Genomic DNA, 16,477 nt, shown 5'->3' with positions numbered 1-16,477 from the left:
TGAAATAGGTGTCTCACTCAATGGACCGAGGATGGAAACTGCTGTCCATTGAGTGAGACTTGTTCCACCCGGCGGGCAAACCGCCCGCACGGGGACTGATGGAAGATCGAAAGGCGTAGGTCGAATGATGCGTACGCGTCCGCTGAAGGTGGCGCTGCTGGGCTGTGGAGTGGTCGGCTCAGAGGTGGCTCGCATCATGACGACGCACGCCGACGACCTCACGCAGAGGATCGGCGCGCCCGTGGAGCTCGCCGGCGTGGCCGTGCGCCGCCCTTCCAAGGTCCGCGAGGGCATCGACCCGGCGCTGATCACCACCGATGCGACCGCCCTGCTCAAACGCGGTGACATCGACATCGCCATCGAGGTCATCGGCGGCATCGAGCCGGCCCGCGCCCTCATCACCACCGCCTTCGAGCACGGCATCTCCGTGGTCTCCGCGAACAAGGCGCTGCTCGCCCAGGACGGTGCCGCACTGCACGCCGCGGCGGAGCAGCACGGTCTGGACCTCTACTACGAGGCCGCCGTCGCCGGCGCCATCCCGCTGGTCCGCCCGATGCGCGAGTCCCTCGCGGGCGACAAGATCAACCGCGTGATGGGCATCGTCAACGGCACGACGAACTTCATCCTCGACAAGATGGACTCCACCGGCGCCGGGTACCAGGAGGCGCTCGACGAGGCCACCGCCCTCGGGTACGCCGAGGCCGACCCGACCGCCGACGTCGAGGGTTACGACGCCGCCGCCAAGGCCGCGATCCTGGCCGGCATCGCCTTCCACACCCGCGTCCGCCTGGACGACGTGTACCGCGAGGGCATGACCGAGGTCAGCGCGGCCGACTTCGCCTCCGCGAAGCGGATGGGCTGCACCATCAAGCTCCTCGCCATCCTGGAGCGTGCCGCCGACGGCATGTCCGTCACCGCTCGCGTCCACCCGGCGATGATCCCGCTCAGCCACCCGCTCGCCTCCGTCCGCGAGGCGTACAACGCCGTCTTCGTCGAGGCGGAGGCCGCCGGGCGGCTCATGTTCTACGGGCCCGGCGCGGGCGGTGCGCCCACCGCGTCCGCGGTCCTCGGCGACCTCGTCGCCGTCGCCCGCAACAAGCTCGCCGAGGCAACGGGGCCCGGCGAGTCGGCGTACACCCAGCTGCCGGTCAGCCCCATGGGGGACGTCGTCACCCGCTACCACATCAGCCTCGATGTGGCGGACAAGCCGGGCGTCCTCGCCCAGGTGGCGACGACGTTCGCGGAGCACGGTGTGTCCATCGACACCGTCCGCCAGCAAGGTCGTCAGGACGGGGGCGGCACCGAGGCCTCCCTCGTCGTCGTCACTCACCGCGCACCCGACGCCGCCCTCTCCGGGACCGTCGAGGCGCTGCGGAAGCTGGACACCGTCCGCGGTGTCGCCAGCATCATGCGTGTTGAAGGGGAGTAAGGACCCATGAGCAGCAATCGCACCCACCAGTGGCGCGGCATCATCGAGGAGTACCGGGACCGCCTGCCGGTGACGGACACGACTCCCGTGGTGACGCTCCGCGAGGGTGGCACTCCCCTCGTCCCCGCCCAGGTGCTCTCCGAGCGCACCGGTTGCGAGGTGCACCTGAAGGTCGAGGGGGCGAACCCCACCGGGTCCTTCAAGGACCGCGGCATGACCATGGCGATCACCAAGGCCAAGGAGGAGGGTGCGAAGGCGGTCATCTGCGCCTCCACCGGCAACACTTCCGCCTCCGCCGCCGCGTACGCGGTGCGTGCCGGGATGGTCTCCGCGGTGCTCGTGCCCCGCGGCAAGATCGCGCTCGGCAAGATGGGTCAGGCGCTGGTGCACGGCGCCAAGATCCTGCAGGTGGACGGCAACTTCGACGACTGCCTGAACCTGGCCCGCGCGCTCTCCGACAACTACCCGGTCGCGCTGGTCAATTCGGTCAACCCGGTGCGTATCGAGGGCCAGAAGACGGCCGCGTTCGAGATCGTCGACGCGCTCGGTGACGCCCCCGACATCCACGTGCTGCCCGTCGGCAACGCCGGCAACATCACCGCGTACTGGAAGGGCTTCAAGGAGTACAAGGCCGACGGCCTGTCCACCCGTACGCCCCGCGTGTGGGGTTTCCAGGCCTCCGGCTCCGCGCCCATCGTGCGCGGCGAGGTCGTCAAGGAGCCGCACACCATCGCCACCGCGATCCGGATCGGCAACCCGGCCTCCTGGGACTACGCGCTGGCCGCGCGGGACGAGTCGGGCGGCTTCATCGACGAGGTGACGGACCGCCAGATCCTGGCCGCGTACCGGCTGTTGGCCTCCCAGGAGGGTGTCTTCGTCGAGCCCGCCTCGGCCGCCTCGGTGGCCGGTCTGCTCAAGGCGGCCGAGCTGGGCCTGGTCGACCCCGGTCAGAAGATCGTGTGCACCGTCACCGGCAACGGCCTGAAGGACCCCGACTGGGCGATCGCCGGCGCTCCGCAGCCCGTCACCGTTCCGGTGGACGCCGAAGCCGCCGCCGTGCGCCTCGGTCTCGTCTGACGGCGACGCAGCAGCGCGGCAGCACAGCCGTACCGCAGTACCGCACCACCGTGTGAAGCCGGGTTCCGGAGGGCTCCCGAAGGCCGTTCGAGGCCTTCCTGGGATTCCTCCGGAACCCGGCAACTCACCCCGTACGACAACAAAAATGTGGCCGAAGTCGGTCGAAGTCGGTCGAAGTCCGCGACACGCATCGTGCGCCTCCTGTGCGCCCTATGTCGCGAGAGAACCTTCCTTCGATACGCTGTACCTACATCCGCCACCGCGCATATGACTGCGGTGCTGCCCCGAGGGCCTTCGGGTGTCGTACGTTCTCCAGTACATTCGCAGCGAGCCAGCGAAGAGCGAAGATCTCGCACAGTCACAAGGAGTGTCATCGGACGATGGCCGGTCCAGCGTTCCGCGCCGCCGCCGTACGGGTGCGCGTCCCCGCCAGCAGTGCCAACCTCGGCCCGGGCTTCGACGCCCTGGGCCTGGCCCTGGGGCTCTACGACGACGTGGTCGTCCGGGTGGCCGACTCCGGCCTGAACATCGACATCGCGGGTGAGGGCGCCGACACCCTCCCGCGGGACGAGAGCCACCTGCTCGTACGCTCCATGCGCACCGCCTTCGACCTGCTGGGCGGCCAGCCGCGCGGCCTTGAGGTCGTCTGCGCCAACCGCATCCCGCACGGCCGTGGCCTCGGCTCCTCCTCCGCCGCCATCTGCGCCGGCATCGTCGCCGCCCGCGCCGTGACCATAGGCGGCGAGACCAAGCTCGACGACGCGGCGCTGCTCGAACTCGCCACCGAGATCGAGGGCCACCCCGACAACGTCGCCGCCTGTCTGCTCGGCGGATTCACCCTCGCCTGGATGGACGGCGGCAGCGCCAAGGCGATCCGGATGGAGCCCGCCGAATCCATCGTTCCGGTGGTCTTCGTACCCTCCAGGCCGGTCCTCACCGAGACGGCCCGCGGCCTGCTGCCGCGTACCGTCCCGCACGTGGACGCGGCCGTCAACGCGGGCCGCGCGGGCCTGCTCGTGGAAGCCCTGACCAGGCGTCCCGAGCTCCTCCTGCCGGCCACCGAAGACCGGCTCCACCAGGAGTACCGGTCCCCGGCGATGCCCGAGAGCGTGGCACTCGTCAACAGGCTGCGGGCGGACGGGATCCCCGCGGTCATCTCCGGCGCGGGCCCCACGGTCCTCGCGCTGGTCGACAACGGCGCGGCCGACAAGGTCGCGCAGCTCGCGGGCGAGGGGTGGGCGGCCAACCGGCTCGCACTCGACGCCGCGGGCGCGAGCGTACTTCCGCTGGGCACCCAGGGCGGCTAGACCCGCTTTCCCGGAGTGCACAGCCGGTCAGGGGCGGGCGGCCAGGGCAGGCCGCCCGCACGGAAGGGCGCGATTGCCGGTGATTGAGAGGGGGAATATCTATTGGATCCGGTAGTGTTAGTCTCAAGTGCGCATCGGAAGCCGTCATGGCTCGGTGCTCAGTGTCCCCATCCGGGACCACATTTCTTCCGGGAGCCTCCCCGACTGCTTTGATCACTTCCAGCAGTTTCGAGCACGCTCCGGAATCGGCGTGACATTCCCACGCTTTCAGCTCGGGGGCTTCTCGCCGGAACCAGCCATGCACGTTTCTTCCGCCGTATTTCTACCGGCGGACCACCGCCCCGGCACGGTCCACACCTAGGACCGTTGTCGGACAGCACAACCGGTCGCCGAGCCAGACAGGCCGACGTCCGCTCCAGGGAAGGACCCTTCGTGAGCGACACCACCGATCTGATGGGCGCTGCCGACACCTCTGTCGACACCAGTGCCCCCGCCGCGGGCGCCGCACCCAAGCGTCGACGCACCGGCACCGGCCTTGACGGCATGGTCCTGGCCGAGCTGCAGCAGGTCGCGTCGGGCCTCGGGATCAGGGGCACCGCGCGGATGCGCAAGAGCCAGCTGATCGAGGTCATCAAGGAGGCGCAGGCGGGCAGCGGTGCCCCCAAGGCAGCCGCCTCCGCCGCCGCAGACACCGCCGAGGCCAAGCCGAAGCGCCGCGCCACCAGCAAGGCCCGTACGGGTGAGTCCGCCGCCGAGGCGCCCGCCGAGAAGCCCGCCGCGAAGGCGCAGATCGAGATCCCGGGCCAGCCTGCCAGCGAGGACGCCCCGGTCGGCGAGCGTCGCCGCCGTCGGGCCACGGCCCCCTCCGGCAGCCCGGAGGCCTCGGCCCCCGTCGCCGTCCAGGTCGAGCAGAAGACCGAGACCGCGCCCGCCGCCACCGCCCCGTCCGAGGCCAAGGCCGAAGCCGCCACCGCGGTCTCCGCCGGCCAGGCGCAGGGTCAGGAGGGCGAGGGCCGCGGCCGTCGCGACCGCCGTGACCGCGGTGACCGTGCCGAGCGCACCGACCGTCAGCGCGACCGCCGTGACCGCGGCGCCAAGGCCGACGACCAGGGCCAGGGCGGCCAGGGGCAGGGCGGACAGGGTGGCCAGGGCGGCGGCCGTCAGGACCGCGCCGACCGCCAGCAGCAGGGCGGCCGCGGCCAGGGCCAGGGCCAGCAGCAGGGCCGTCAGGACCGCCAGGACAACGGCCCCCAGGACGACTTCGACGGTGAGGACGGCCGTCGTGGCCGTCGCGGCCGCTACCGCGACCGCCGTGGCCGTCGTGGCCGCGACGAGTTCGCGCCGAGCGAGCCGCAGGTCGCCGACGACGACGTCCTGATCCCCGTCGCGGGCATCCTCGACATCCTCGACAACTACGCGTTCATCCGGACCTCGGGCTACCTGCCCGGCCCCAACGACGTGTACGTCTCCCTCGCCCAGGTCCGCAAGGCCGGCCTGCGCAAGGGTGACCACACCACCGGTGCCGTGCGCCAGCCCAAGGACGGCGAGCGCCGCGAGAAGTTCAACGCCCTCGTGCGTCTGGACTCGGTGAACGGCATGGCGCCCGAATCCGGCCGTGGCCGCCCGGAGTTCCAGAAGCTCACCCCGCTGTACCCGCAGGACCGGCTCCGCCTGGAGACCGACCCGGGCGTGCTGACCACCCGCATCATCGACCTCGTGTCGCCGATCGGTAAGGGTCAGCGAGGCCTGATCGTGGCCCCGCCGAAGACCGGTAAGACCATGATCATGCAGGCGATCGCCAACGCGATCACCACCAACAACCCCGAGTGCCACCTGATGGTCGTCCTGGTCGACGAGCGTCCGGAAGAGGTCACCGACATGCAGCGGTCGGTCAAGGGCGAGGTCATCTCCTCGACCTTCGACCGCCCGGCCGAGGACCACACCACCGTCGCCGAGCTGGCCATCGAGCGCGCCAAGCGTCTCGTCGAGCTGGGTCACGACGTGGTCGTCCTGCTGGACTCCATCACCCGTCTGGGCCGCGCGTACAACCTCGCGGCGCCCGCCTCCGGCCGCATCCTGTCCGGTGGTGTCGACTCGACCGCGCTGTACCCGCCGAAGCGCTTCTTCGGTGCCGCGCGCAACATCGAGGACGGCGGCTCGCTGACCATCCTGGCCACCGCGCTGGTCGACACCGGCTCGCGCATGGACGAGGTGATCTTCGAGGAGTTCAAGGGCACCGGCAACATGGAGCTCAAGCTCGACCGGAAGCTCGCCGACAAGCGCATCTTCCCGGCTGTCGACGTCGACCCGTCGGGCACCCGCAAGGAGGAGATCCTCCTCAACGCGGAGGAGCTCGCCATCGTCTGGAAGCTGCGCCGGGTGCTGCACGCGCTCGACTCGCAGCAGGCGATCGAGCTGCTGCTCGACAAGATGAAGCAGACGAAGTCGAACGCCGAGTTCCTGATGCAGATCGCGAAGACGACCCCGTCGGGCAAGAACGACGACTGACGTCCGGCTCGCGCATCACCGCGACAGCCCCCGCCGCATCTGCGGCGGGGGCTGTCGCGCGTACGGGCGCCCTGACGGGGCATACGCGCCCTTCACGGGGCGTACGTGCCCTTGCCGAGGGTTCGGCCCGGAATGGAACCCTGCGCGCCGTACACCCGTCTGTGTCAAGGGGCCCTCGGGGTGAACGGCGGGCCGAATCGACCAGGGGACCGGACCCAGGACTGAGGAGAGCATGACCGAGGAGAGCAAGGACCACGGCGGGCGTGCCGCGGCCCGGCGCCGACGCAAACCGGCGAGGCGCCGCAAGGCCCTCGCCGTGGCCGCCTGGAGCGCGGCGGGGGTGGTCCTGCTCGGGGGAGCGGGCCTCGGCTTCTTCTACTTCAAGCTGAACGGGAATCTGAAGACCGTCGACATCGACCAGGCGCTCGGCACCGACCGCCCGCAGAACGTCGACAACGGTTCGATGGACATCCTCGTCCTCGGCTCCGACTCCCGCGGCGGCGCCAACGGCGAGTACGGCCAGGACGACGGCGGCTCCGCCCGCTCCGACACCGCGATGATCATCCACCTCTACGAGGGCCACGAGAAGGCCAGTGTCGTGTCCATACCCCGCGACACCATGATCTCCCGGCCCTCCTGCGCGACGTCGGGCGGGAAGACCGACCCCGGGGGCCGGCGCACCCAGTTCAACGAAGCGTTCACCGTCGGCGGGGCCGCCTGCGCGGTCAAGACCGTCGAGAAGATGTCGGGGATCCGCATGGATCACTACATAGAGGTCGACTTCACCGGCTTCAAGAAGATCATCGACAATCTCGGCGGCGTCGAGGTGACCACCACCAAGCCGATCAAGGACGGCTCCAGCCACCTCGACCTGGCGGCCGGCACCAACAAACTGAACGGCGAACAGGCCCTGGGCCTCGTACGCACCCGCAAGAGCGTCGGCGACGGCAGCGACCTGGGCCGAATACAGCTCCAGCAGGCCTTCATCAAGGCGCTCATCAAGCAGGTGAAGGGCATCGGGCTCTTCGACAACCCCAAGAAGCTGTTCGACATCGCCGACTCCGCGACCAAGGCGATCACCACCGACAAGCCGCTCGGTGACGTGAAATCCCTCATGGGCTTCGCCCAGGGACTCCAGGGCATCGACGCCCAGGACATGCAGATGATCACGCTGCCGGTGACCACGGACCCCCGCGACCCGAACCGCGTGGCCCCGCTCACCAAGGAGACCACGATGGTCTGGGACGCCCTGCTGGCGGACCGGCCGATCCCCGCCGAGGCCACCGTGAACTCCGCCGGGGACAAGAGCGCCGCCGGGTCGATCGTGCAGTAGAGCCCCGCGCGGGAGGGGCCGCGGGCCCGTCCGGAATAGACGGGGACCCCTTGCCGTTGAGGGAGGCGTCCTCAGAATTTTGACAGGCAGCCCGGTCCTGGCAGACTGGTCTGTCGGCCCCGGTTCACGCAGTACGCAATTCGGCTCCTGCGACCCGGCGCCCTCCCGAATCTAGGAGACACCTTGAAGCGCGATGTTCACCCCGAGTACGTCGAGACCGCGGTCAGCTGCACCTGCGGCGCGTCGTTCACCACCCGTAGCACCCTGACCGAGGGCACCATCCGTGCCGAGGTCTGCTCCGAGTGCCACCCGTTCTACACGGGCAAGCAGAAGATCCTCGACACCGGTGGCCGTGTGGCCCGCTTCGAGGCGCGCTTCGGCAAGGGTGCGGCCAAGAAGTAGCGCGACCCAGGCGCCGGTCTCCGGCCGCCCCCTGTCCACTCGGGGGCGGCCGGACCGGCGCCTTTGTCGTCGTTCCGGCACGTCCCCCCTGCAGTCCTTCGCACTTTTCACCCCAGGAGTCCCCCGATGTTCGAAGCGGTCGAGGAATTGGTCGGCGAACACGCCGATCTTGAGAAGAAGCTCGCCGACCCTTCGGTCCACTCGGATCAGGCCAACGCGCGCAAGCTGAACAAGCGCTACGCGGAGCTGACGCCGATCGTCGCGACCTTCCGTGCCTGGAAGCAGTCCGCCGAGGACATCGAGACGGCCAAGGAGTTCGCGGCCGACGACCCCGACTTCGCCGCCGAGGCCAAGGAACTGACCGCACAGCGCGAGGAGCTCACCGAGAAGCTCCGCCTGCTGCTCGTTCCGCGCGACCCCAGCGACGACAAGGACGTGCTCCTGGAGGTCAAGGCGGGCGCGGGCGGCGACGAGTCGGCGCTGTTCGCCGGCGACCTGCTGCGCATGTACCTGCGCTACGCCGAGCGCGTGGGCTGGAAGACCGAGATCATCGACGCCACCGAGTCCGAGCTCGGCGGCTACAAGGACGTCCAGGTCTCCGTCCGCACCAAGGGCGGCAACGGCGCCACCGAGCCCGGCCAGGGCGTGTGGGCCCGCCTGAAGTACGAGGGCGGCGTGCACCGCGTCCAGCGGGTTCCGGCCACCGAGTCCCAGGGCCGCATCCACACCTCCGCCGCCGGCGTGCTCGTCACCCCGGAGGCCGAGGAGGTCGAGGTCGAGATCAACATGAACGACCTCCGCATCGACGTGTACCGCTCCTCCGGCCCCGGCGGCCAGTCCGTCAACACCACCGACTCGGCCGTGCGCATCACGCACATCCCGACCGGTGTGGTCGCCTCCTGCCAGAACGAGAAGAGCCAGCTCCAGAACAAGGAGCAGGCCATGCGCATCCTGCGCTCGCGGCTCCTGGCCGCGGCCCAGGAAGCCGCCGAGCAGGAGGCCTCGGACGTGCGCCGCAGCCAGGTGCGCTCGGTGGACCGTTCCGAGAAGATCCGTACGTACAACTACCCGGAAAACCGGATCTCGGACCACCGGACCGGTTTCAAGGCGTACAACTTGGACCAGGTCCTCGACGGTGACCTCGACGCGGTCATCCAGGCCTGTGTCGACACGGACTCCGCGGCCAAGCTCGCGGCCGCGCACTGATCCGACCCCGCACCACCCCCCGTACGACAGCAGCCCGGAGGACCAGCGTGAACTTGCTGCTTGCCGAGGTGGCCCAGGCCACCCAGCGGCTGGCCGCCGCCGGCGTGCCCTCACCGCGCTTCGACGCGGAGGAGCTCGCCGCCTTCGTGCACGGCGTCAAACGGGGGGAACTGCACCACGTCAAGGACGCGGACTTCGACGCCCGCTACTGGGAGGCCGTCGCCCGCCGCGAGGCGCGCGAGCCGCTCCAGCACATCACCGGCCGCGCCTTCTTCCGGTACCTGGAGCTCCAGGTCGGTCCCGGGGTCTTCGTGCCCCGGCCCGAGACCGAGTCGGTCGTCGACTGGGCCATACACGCGGTGCGCGCGATGGACGTCGTCGAGCCGCTGATCGTGGACCTGTGCACCGGCTCCGGCGCCATCGCCCTGGCCATGGCCCAGGAGGTGCCGCGCTCGCGCGTCCACGCGGTCGAGCTGTCCGAGGACGCCCTGCGGTGGACCCGTAAGAACGCGGAGGGCTCCCGGGTCACCGTGCACCAGGGCGACGCCCTGAGCGCGCTGCCCGAGCTCGACGGCCAGGTCGACCTGGTCATCTCCAACCCGCCGTACATCCCGCTCACCGAGTGGGAGTACGTGGCCCCCGAGGCCCGCGACCACGACCCGGAGATGGCGCTCTTCTCCGGCGAGGACGGCCTCGACACCATCCGCGGCATCGAACGCACCGCCCACCGGCTGCTGCGACCCGGCGGCATCGTCGTCATCGAGCACGCCGACACGCAGGGCGGCCAGGTGCCGTGGATCTTCGCCGAGGAGCGGGGCTGGGCCGACGCGGCCGACCACCCGGACCTCAACAACCGCCCGCGCTTCGCGACGGCCCGCAAGGCCCTGCCGTGACCGGCGCGACGACCACCGCCACCCCCCTGCTGCACGAGGAGGCCCGCTGATGGCCCGGCGATACGACTGCAACGACGCGACGGACCGTAAGACGGGTCTGCGTGAAGCCGCATCCGCCGTGCGCCGCGGCGAGCTCGTCGTGCTGCCCACCGACACCCTGTACGGGATCGGCGCGGACGCCTTCAGTCCGGAGGCCGTCCACGACCTGCTCGCCGCCAAGGGTCGGGGTCGCGGCATGCCCACCCCGGTGCTCATCGGCTCCCCGAACACGCTCCACGGCCTCGTCACGGACTTCTCCGAGCAGGCCTGGGAGCTCGTCGACGCCTTCTGGCCGGGCGCGCTGACGCTGGTCGCCAAGCACCAGCCCTCGCTGGCGTGGGACCTGGGCGACACCCAGGGCACCGTGGCCGTACGCATGCCCCTGCACCCCGTCGCGATCGAGCTGCTGACCGAGGTCGGCCCGATGGCGGTGTCCTCGGCCAACCTGTCGGGCCACCCGGCGCCCGAGGACTGCGACGCCGCGCGCGAGATGCTCGGGGACTCCGTGTCCGTGTACCTGGACGGCGGCCCGACGCCCGGCATCCAGCCGTCGTCGATCGTCGACGTCACCGGGAAGGTTCCCGTCCTGCTGCGCGAAGGGGCACTCACCGCAGACCAGCTGCGGGAGGTCGTACCCGACCTCGAGGTCGCCCCGTGAGCCCTGAGGGGCGTGGCATAGCAGGGGGGTACCGCCCGGCGGTGGCCGGGGGAAACACTTTCCGCATACTCCACGTCAGCACCGGGAACGTGTGCCGCTCGCCCATCACCGAGCGGCTCACGAGGCATGCCCTCTCGCACCGCCTCGGCGGGCTCGTCACCGGCGACCTCATCGTGGAGAGCGCCGGCACCTGGGGCCACGAGGGCGCCCCGATGGAGGCGAACGCGGCCGCCGTGCTGGCGGACTTCGGGGCCGACGCGTCCGGTTTCACCGGGCGGGAGCTGCTGGACGAGCACGTCATACGCGCCGACCTGGTGTTGACCGCCACCCGTGACCACCGGGCCCAGGTCATCTCGATGGGCCACTCGGCGGGACTGCGCACCTTCACGCTGAAGGAGTTCACCCGACTGGTCCGGGCGATAGATCCGGCCACCCTGCCGCCGCTGGACGACGGCATGGCCGAGCGGGCCCGGGCGCTGGTACGGGCCGCCGCGGCACTGCGCGGCTGGCTGCTGGCGCCGTCGCCGGACGCGGACGAGGTGTACGACCCGTACGGGGCCCCGATCACCTTCTTCCGCTCGATCGGCGACGAGATCAATCAGGCGCTGGATCCCGTGGTGACGGCCCTGACGGGCGTGACCGCGGCACGCTGAGCGCTCGTCGGCCGGAGGCCGGTGCAGCGGTACGAAGCCCGGGAGGCCCCCGGGGCCGAGCGGCGCGAGGGCCGCGGCGAGGAGGGGCCGCCGCGCGCCGGCAGGGCATCGCGGGGTCCACGGGCCTACAGTGGCTGGTAACCCGGTACCCCTGGAGCGCCGCCATGAGCGTCATCACCCAGCCCACGGACCTGCTGCGCGCGCAGGACCCGCAGATGGCCGACGTACTGGCCGGGGAGCGGCAGCGGCAGGCCGGCACCTTGCAGCTGAGCGCCGCGGAGAACTTCACCTCCGGCGCCGTGCTCGCCACGCTGGGATCCGCGCTCGCCAACAAGTACGCCGAGGGCTATCCCGGCGCCCGGCACCACGGCGGGTGCGAGTACGCCGACCTGGCCGAGCGGACCGCCGTCGAGCGGGCCAAGGCGCTCTTCGGGGCCGAGCACGCGAACGTGCAGCCGCACTCCGGCTCCTCCGCCGTCCTCGCCGCGTACGCCGCGCTGCTGCGGCCCGGGGACACCGTGCTGGCGATGGGGCTCCCGTACGGCGGACACCTCACCCACGGGTCGCCGGCCAACTTCTCCGGACGGTGGTTCGACTTCGTCGGGTACGGCGTCGACCCGGCGACGGGTCTCATCGACTACCGCCAGGTCCAGCGCCTCGCCCACACGCACCGGCCCAAGGCGATCGTGTGCGGCTCCATCTCCTACCCCCGCCATCCCGAGTACTCGGCCTTCCGGGAGATCGCCGACGAGGTCGGTGCCTACCTCATCGTGGACGCCGCCCATCCGATCGGGCTCGTGGCCGGCGGGGCCGCGCCCAGTCCCGTCCCGTACGCCGACATCGTCTGCGCGACCACGCACAAGGTGCTGCGCGGACCGCGCGGCGGCATGGTGCTGTGCGGCGCCGAGTACGCGGAGCGCGTCGACCGGGCCGTGTTCCCCTTCACACAGGGCGGGGCCCAGATGCACACCATCGCCGCGAAGGCCGTGGCCTTCGGCGAGGCGGCCCGGCCGGCCTTCACCACCTACGCGCACCGGGTCGTCACCAACGCCCGGGTCCTGGCGGGCGCGCTCCAGGAGCACGGGTTCACGCTCACCACCGGTGGCACCGACACCCATCTGATCACCGCCGATCCGGCGCCGCTGGGGGTGGACGGCCCGACCGCCCGCGGCCGGTTGGCCGCCGCCGGCATGGTGCTGGACACCTGCGTCCTCCCGTACGGGGACCAGCGCGGGGTGCGGCTGGGAACGGCCGCCGTGACCAGCCAGGGGATGGGGGAGGAGGAGATGGTCCGGATCGCGGCGTTGTTCGCCGCGGCGCTCGACGGAGACGGCGTGAAAACACGTACGGAGGTCGGCGAGCTCACGACAGGATTTCCCCCTTACGGTGAGTAAGCAGGACGAGCAGGGCGTACTGGAACCGGGATACCGCCCCCTCGCGTCCTCGATGAAGGTGACATCGCAGCTAATGTGTGGGGCTGAGATGGCCGGCGATACATCTGGGGCAGCCCGTGCGTGAATATCTGCTGACGCTTTGCGTCACGGTCGCGGTGACCTACCTGCTGACCGGGCCCGTGCGGAAGTTCGCGATCGCGGCCGGGGCGATGCCGGAGATCCGTGCCCGCGACGTGCACCGAGAGCCCACACCGCGGCTGGGCGGCATCGCCATGTTCGGCGGTCTGTGCGCGGGCCTGCTCGTCGCGGACCACCTGCGCAACCTCAACGGCGTCTTCGAGCTGTCGAACGAACCGCGCGCGCTGCTCTCCGGCGCGGCCCTGATCTGGCTGGTCGGCGTCCTCGACGACAAGTTCGAGCTCGACGCCCTGATCAAGCTCGGCGCGCAGATGATCTCCGCCGGTGTGATGGTGATGCAGGGTCTGACCATCCTGTGGATCCCCGTCCCGGGCATCGGTACGGTCCCGCTCACCCAGTGGCAGGGCAACCTGCTGACCGTCGCCCTCGTCGTGATCACCATCAACGCCGTGAACTTCGTCGACGGCCTGGACGGCCTGGCCGCCGGCATGGTCTGCATCGCCGCGGCCGCGCTCTTCCTCTACGCGTACCGGATCTGGTTCGGCTACGGCATCGAGTCGGCCGCGCCGGCGACGCTCTTCGCCGCGATCCTCATGGGCATGTGCCTGGGCTTCCTGCCGCACAACATGCACCCCGCGCGGATCTTCATGGGCGACTCCGGCTCGATGCTCATCGGCCTGGTGCTGGCCGCCTCCGCGATCTCCCTCACCGGGCAGGTGGACCCGGACGCGCTGGCCCTCTTCGCCGGTGGTGAGCGCAACGCGACGCACGCGATGCTCCCCGCCTACATCCCGCTGATCCTGCCGCTGACGGTGATCGCGATCCCGATGGCGGACCTGGTCCTGGCCATCGTCCGGCGTACGTGGAAGGGCCAGTCGCCCTTCGCCGCCGACCGCGGACACCTCCACCACCGGCTGCTGGAGCTCGGGCATTCGCACAGCCGCGCGGTCATGATCATGTACTTCTGGTCGGGGTTGATCGCCTTCGGCACGGTGGCGTATTCGGTGCATTCCGCCACCATGTGGATCGTGCTGGCGATCGTCGCGCTGAGTGCGGTCGGTCTGATCCTGCTGCTGCTGCCGCGCTTCACCCCGCGCGCCCCGCGATGGGCGGAGGGTCTGGTTCCGCCGCGATACCGCCATGCCGCACGCGCGGCCGAGGCCGCCGCGGAGGCGGCCGCGCAGAATGCCTCGGGTGCGGAGCCGGAGCCCGCGAGGCCGATCGCCGCGGGCGTCTCCGGCGTCAACGGAGCGACCGCCGTGGGCCCCCGTTCGCGCTTTCCCGACCGGCGTAAGGCTGAATCCACCCGCTGACGGTCGATTCGCATGTCGGACATGGATGGCCTTTACCAGACAAGCCACCTCTCTGTCGTGCACACACGCGCAGGGTCACTCTCATGTGTGACAGTCGGCACACCCGGCAGGTAAAGCTCTCATCAAATAGTTTGTGATACCGTTCACTAAACCCGGCGACAGAGCCGAAGGACCGTAGTGCGACGGTCCCTTGGCCCGAGGTCCTCTCTCGGACCGGGCTTACGCTCGTCCCGTACGAGTCCCGTTACCCCACCATCACGCGGAGCCATGCGCCATGCTGTCCGATGACGCCCGAACCCTTCTGCACACCGTCGTACCCACCGCTGCCGTCGGCGCCGTTGCCGCCATCATCAGTGGCGTGGTCGCGGGCGGTAAGGGGGCGATCGGGGCGATCGCGGCCACGGTCGTCGTGATTCTCTTCATGGGTATCGGATTCGTCATCCTGCAGCGGACGGCACGATCGCTGCCGCATCTGTTCCAGATGATGGGTCTCGCGTTGTACACGACCCAGATCCTGCTGCTCTTCGTCTTCGTCGCCGTGTTCAAGAACACGACGCTGTTCAATCCCAGGGCATTCGCGATCACCATCGTCGCGGCGACCCTTGCTTGGATCGCCGCGCAGACGCGCGCGCACATGAAGGCCAAGATCCTTTACGTCGAGCCCGAGTCCACAACCAAGCGTGGCAAGGGTGAGAAGCCTGAAAACACGGGGCCCTCGTCGTGAACGGTAGGGGCGGAATAAGTGCGCGTTCGAGATGCTGCTATCGTCCGGTGCCATATGCGGCATCGCTGGCGCAGGCATCTGAGCTGACGCCTGCTCAATCGCGAGGCTCACTGCCTGCAAGCCGCCCCCACATCCGTAAGACCAGTCCCGTGCCGAACCGCGGCTGTGCGCCGCGCCGACACAACGAGGTTGCCGTACCTATGCGCCACGCTGAAGGAGCCCGCGGTGAGTGCTGACCCGACGCAGGTGCTCGCCTTCGAGACCGATTGCCACATCTTCGACGGCTGTGGTTTCCCGGCTCCTGGCCTGCACTCGTTCCTGTTCGAGCCGATCTTCGGCGACATGGACGGAGCCGTCTACTTCAACAAGACGATGCTCCTGGCCCTGCTCGGATCCGTCATCATCGTCGGATTCTTCTGGGCCGCCTTCGCCAAGCCGAAGCTGGTTCCGGGGAAGCTCCAGATGGTTGCCGAAGCCGGCTACGACTTCGTGCGCCGCGGCATCGTCTACGAAACGATGGGCAAGAAGGAGGGCGAGAAGTACGTCCCCTTCATGGTCACGACGTTCTTCTTCGTCTGGATCCTGAACCTCTGGTCGATCATTCCGCTCGCCCAGTTCCCGGTGACCTCGGTCATCGCGTACCCGGCCGGTCTGGCCCTGGTCATCTACGTCATGTGGATGTCGGTCACCTTCAAGCGCCACGGTTTCGTCGGCGGCCTGAAGAACCTCACGGGCTACGACAAGTCGCTGGGTGGCATCCTGCCGCTGGTCATGCTGATCGAGTTCTTCTCGAACGTCATCGTCCGCCCCTTCACCCACGCGGTCCGTCTGTTCGCGAACATGTTCGCCGGTCACACGCTGCTGCTGCTCTTCACGATCGCCAGCTGGTACCTGCTGAACGGCATCGGCATCGCCTACGCGGGCGTGTCCTTCGTGATGGTCATCGTGATGACCGCGTTCGAGCTCTTCATCCAGGCTGTCCAGGCCTACGTCTTCGTACTGCTGGCCTGCAGCTTCCTCCAGGGCGCCGTCGCCGAGCACCACTGACCGCCCCACCCCCAAACCACCAGTCGTCCGGTGGCCAACCCCCACCGGTCCATGAAAGAGAAGGAAGAACCGGCATGTCCGCTCTCCAGACCCTCGCTGCTGGCGTCGAAATCAAGGGCAACCTCGGCTCCATCGGTTACGGCCTCGCGGCCATCGGCCCCGGCGTCGGCGTCGGCATCATCTTCGGTAACGGCACCCAGGCCCTGGCCCGCCAGCCCGAGGCCGCCGGCCTGATCCGCGCCAACCAGATCCTCGGCTTCGCCTTCTGTGAGGCGCTCGCCCTCATCGGTCTGGTCATGCCGTTCGTCTACCCGACCTCCTGATCCCGGTAGCGAACAGACCCTTTAGTCGGAAGG

The 16,477-nt window shown here is 69.7% G+C and carries 15 protein-coding genes; all 15 read left to right on the top strand.

Annotation, left to right across the window (positions count from 1 at the left end; genetic code table 11):
* The first annotated feature begins 124 nt into the window (after window positions 1-124).
* The gene (locus tag ACWG52_RS12500) at window positions 125-1,429 is read left to right on the top strand and encodes a homoserine dehydrogenase (RefSeq protein WP_389805631.1); all 1,305 of its coding nucleotides are present in this window, start codon (window positions 125-127) and stop codon (window positions 1,427-1,429) included.
* 6 nt (window positions 1,430-1,435) lie between these two features.
* Entirely contained in the window at window positions 1,436-2,506 is a 1,071-nt protein-coding gene (gene thrC, locus ACWG52_RS12495; RefSeq protein ID WP_375934410.1) for a threonine synthase, read from the top strand.
* Window positions 2,507-2,886: 380 nt separating this feature from the next.
* Window positions 2,887-3,813, top strand: a complete 927-nt coding sequence (thrB, locus tag ACWG52_RS12490; RefSeq protein ID WP_266353297.1) for a homoserine kinase — start codon at window positions 2,887-2,889, stop codon at window positions 3,811-3,813.
* A gap of 432 nt (window positions 3,814-4,245) precedes the next feature.
* Window positions 4,246-6,321, top strand: a complete 2,076-nt coding sequence (gene rho / locus ACWG52_RS12485; protein WP_389805627.1) for a transcription termination factor Rho — start codon at window positions 4,246-4,248, stop codon at window positions 6,319-6,321.
* A gap of 232 nt (window positions 6,322-6,553) precedes the next feature.
* Window positions 6,554-7,654, top strand: coding sequence for an LCP family protein (locus tag ACWG52_RS12480; RefSeq protein WP_389805624.1), 1,101 nt, complete (start codon window positions 6,554-6,556; stop codon window positions 7,652-7,654).
* A 183-nt stretch (window positions 7,655-7,837) separates the two neighbouring features.
* Complete coding sequence (gene rpmE / locus ACWG52_RS12475; RefSeq protein WP_030008686.1) at window positions 7,838-8,056, top strand: 50S ribosomal protein L31; 219 nt, start codon at window positions 7,838-7,840, stop codon at window positions 8,054-8,056.
* A 126-nt stretch (window positions 8,057-8,182) separates the two neighbouring features.
* Complete coding sequence (gene prfA, locus ACWG52_RS12470) at window positions 8,183-9,262, top strand: peptide chain release factor 1 (protein WP_030008687.1); 1,080 nt, start codon at window positions 8,183-8,185, stop codon at window positions 9,260-9,262.
* A gap of 47 nt (window positions 9,263-9,309) precedes the next feature.
* Window positions 9,310-10,155, top strand: coding sequence for a peptide chain release factor N(5)-glutamine methyltransferase (gene prmC, locus ACWG52_RS12465; protein WP_030008688.1), 846 nt, complete (start codon window positions 9,310-9,312; stop codon window positions 10,153-10,155).
* 49 nt (window positions 10,156-10,204) lie between these two features.
* Window positions 10,205-10,852: an L-threonylcarbamoyladenylate synthase gene (locus ACWG52_RS12460; RefSeq protein WP_030720925.1), complete on the top strand. Its 648-nt coding sequence runs from the start codon at window positions 10,205-10,207 to the stop codon at window positions 10,850-10,852.
* A complete protein-coding gene (locus ACWG52_RS12455; protein WP_030720923.1) occupies window positions 10,849-11,505 on the top strand; it encodes an arsenate reductase/protein-tyrosine-phosphatase family protein in 657 nt (218 codons plus the stop codon). Before ACWG52_RS12460 ends, ACWG52_RS12455 begins: the two co-directional genes overlap by 4 nt.
* A gap of 164 nt (window positions 11,506-11,669) precedes the next feature.
* Window positions 11,670-12,899: a serine hydroxymethyltransferase gene (locus tag ACWG52_RS12450; protein ID WP_453128690.1), complete on the top strand. Its 1,230-nt coding sequence runs from the start codon at window positions 11,670-11,672 to the stop codon at window positions 12,897-12,899.
* A 116-nt stretch (window positions 12,900-13,015) separates the two neighbouring features.
* On the top strand, window positions 13,016-14,350 hold the full coding sequence (locus ACWG52_RS12445; protein ID WP_030720916.1) for an MraY family glycosyltransferase: 1,335 nt from the start codon (window positions 13,016-13,018) through the stop codon (window positions 14,348-14,350).
* 274 nt (window positions 14,351-14,624) lie between these two features.
* Window positions 14,625-15,074, top strand: coding sequence for a hypothetical protein (locus ACWG52_RS12440; RefSeq protein WP_389805615.1), 450 nt, complete (start codon window positions 14,625-14,627; stop codon window positions 15,072-15,074).
* A gap of 210 nt (window positions 15,075-15,284) precedes the next feature.
* Window positions 15,285-16,121, top strand: coding sequence for a F0F1 ATP synthase subunit A (gene atpB, locus ACWG52_RS12435; protein ID WP_389806134.1), 837 nt, complete (start codon window positions 15,285-15,287; stop codon window positions 16,119-16,121).
* 74 nt (window positions 16,122-16,195) lie between these two features.
* Complete coding sequence (locus ACWG52_RS12430; protein ID WP_030008695.1) at window positions 16,196-16,444, top strand: ATP synthase subunit c family protein; 249 nt, start codon at window positions 16,196-16,198, stop codon at window positions 16,442-16,444.
* Window positions 16,445-16,477 lie beyond the last annotated feature (33 nt).

It is taken from the genome of Streptomyces sp. CLCI03, assembly GCF_053615355.1.
This window is presented reverse-complemented; position numbering and strand designations above follow the sequence as displayed.